Below are 2,416 nucleotides of genomic sequence, written 5' to 3'. Positions count from 1 at the left end.
GGTCTGGCCGACGCTGGTGGCGATCGTTGCGGCACCCGCAGTGATGGCTACCGTCTTCACGCCGCTGGCGAGATCGATCGCGGACAAGAGGTCGGCGACGGTCGCAGCGGGGGTACCGGCGGTGCCGAGATAGACGATGGTGTTGCCGCTGCCGTCGGTGACGAGATTGCCGCTGACGCCCGAGCCGGACGCAACCGCAGTCGAGGCCGGAGCGGAGCCCGAGCGGAACGTGATGGTCTTGCCGTTCACGGTCAGCGTGTCGCCGTCGGCGGGCTGGGCGTTGCCGGCAAGACCCGTTGCGGTCGTGCCGTTGGTGGCGATCAGGGTGATGGTGCCGGACAGCGCCGTGGTGCCGTTGCCGGCCGTTGCGCCAGTGCTTGCAAAGCTGCCGATGGTGGCGCCAAGGGTCGTGGTGCCGCTCGCCGCCGTGGTGCCGCCGGCCGTGCCGTTATACAGCACGTTGCTGCTCGCGGTCGCACTGGCGAAGCTCGTCGTGCCGCGCAAATCGGCCGCCGTCGCACCGGCGATCGTGGTCGAGACGTTGGACTTGGTCGAGTAGCCGACGGTGGTCTGCAGCGCCTGGTTGGCGATCGACTTGGCGCTGTCGATCAGCTTCTGCAGCGAGGTCAGGCCGGTGTTGGCGGCCTGCAGCACCTGCACGCCGTTGGCGATGCCGTCGAGCAAATTGTTGATGTCGCTGGCGCGGTTGTCGAGCGACTGTGCGGTGAAGAAGTTGGTGGGATTGTCCAGGGCCGAGTTGACGCTCTTGCCGGTCGACAGACGGTTCTGTGTGGTGGCGAGAAGATCAGCGGTGGACTGGAGAGACAGCAGGTTCTGGCGAACCGACGCAGAGAGAACAATACCGGACATGACTCTTACCCTTCTGGTTTACGCGTCTTCGTTCGATCGCTTCGGATCGAGTGACGGGGCCAGCGTGCCGCGACATGGCTAACAAAGGGTGAAACAACACGCGCCCGCATTAAGCGCGGGTTCACCATAAGCGCGCGGAAGGCGCGGTCGCGGCCGGCAATCAGGCTGAAATCATTGGCATTTATCCGCGCTTACTCTCCATTAACCATAACCGCTGGTTACTTTTTCAGAACGATGCGTGGCGGCGAATGTCGGCTGACGCACGAAAAAAAGCGGCGGAGCCGAAGCCCCGCCGCCGTAGTCGTCTTGCGATGTCTTCCGCTTGTTAGCGGAGCAGCTGCAGCACGCTCTGCTGCGACTGGTTGGCCAGCGACAGCGCGGAGACCGCGATCGACTGGCGGGTCGACAGCGCCTGGCTGTTCGCGGCTTCGACGTTGGTGTCGGCCAGAGTCAGGTTGGACGAACCGGTCTGCAGCACGTTGATCAGGTTCTTGTTGAAGTCCTGACGAACCTGCACGATCGTCAGGTTCGAGCCGAGGCTCGAGGCTTCCGAGCGCAGCGTGCTCGAGGCCGAGTTCAGGTTGGTCAGCACCTTGTTGGTAGCGGAGTTGTCGATGAAGTCGACGCCACCGGTCAACGCAGCGAGGCCGAGACCCTTGGAGTTGTAGGTCACGCCGGTGATGCTGAGGTTCGACTTGCCGGTCTCGTCGAACACCAGCTTGAGCTGGTCGCCGTTCAACAGGTTGACGCCGTTGAACGAGGAGTCCTGCGAGGTCGAGTCGATCTGCGCAAGGATGTTGTTGTACTGGCCGACCAGGTTGGCACGCGAGGTCTGCGCAACCGTATCCTGGACGGGGCTGGAAGCCGTCGAGAACGTCAGCGCCGTGGTCAGCGTGCCGCCGATCGCACCACCCGCGGCGCTCGACCCGATCGTCGAAGACGCGTAGTCGTTGGTGGTCGAAACCGTCAGCAGGCCGTTGGCGTCGATCGTCGCAGTCAGGTTGTTGGCCTGAAGCGAGCTATTGAGCTGATCGAGCGTCTTGACCGTGCCGTTGGTGCCGTCGCCGAAGGTGACGTTGACCGCCGTGCCGCCGCTGAAGGCGGAGAAGGTCAAGGTCTTGCCGCTGAGGCCGCCGACGCCCGAGGTACGTGCCGCGGTAAAGGCGGTCGCAGTTCCGGTGTTGCCGGCGAGGCCGAGCACGTTCAGCGAATTGCCGGTGCCGGTGACCGAGAGGTCGGCGTTGACGCCGGTCGAGAGCTTGAGCTGGCCCGAGGCGTTGATCGACGAGTTGGTCTGGCCGGTCGCGGTCGTCAGCGTCGCGGCGCCGCTGGAGATCGCCGCGGTCTGCACACCGGTGGCAAGGTCGATCGCCTTCAGCACGTCGTTGATCGTACCGCCCTGCAGATAGACCGTCGAGTTGCCGCTGCCATCGGTGAGAACGTTGCCGGAGGCGCCATAGCCGCTCGGGACGCTCGGAGCACCGGTCGAGCCCGGGATCGGCGCGTTCTTGAAGGTAATGACGTGGCCGTCGACGTTCAGCGTCGA

2 protein-coding genes are annotated in these 2,416 nt (G+C 64.6%); both read right to left on the bottom strand.

The window, feature by feature from the left end:
• A partial coding sequence (locus tag AC0L27_RS40940; RefSeq protein ID WP_473323745.1) for a DUF1522 domain-containing protein occupies positions 1 to 870 on the bottom strand: 870 nt, incomplete at its 3' end.
• Positions 871 to 1,195: 325 nt separating this feature from the next.
• The coding region (locus AC0L27_RS40935) for a DUF1522 domain-containing protein (RefSeq protein WP_473323742.1) at positions 1,196 to 2,416 on the bottom strand (1,221 nt) is incomplete at its 5' end.

It is taken from the genome of Bradyrhizobium sp. Ken51, assembly GCF_055807435.1.
This window is presented reverse-complemented; position numbering and strand designations above follow the sequence as displayed.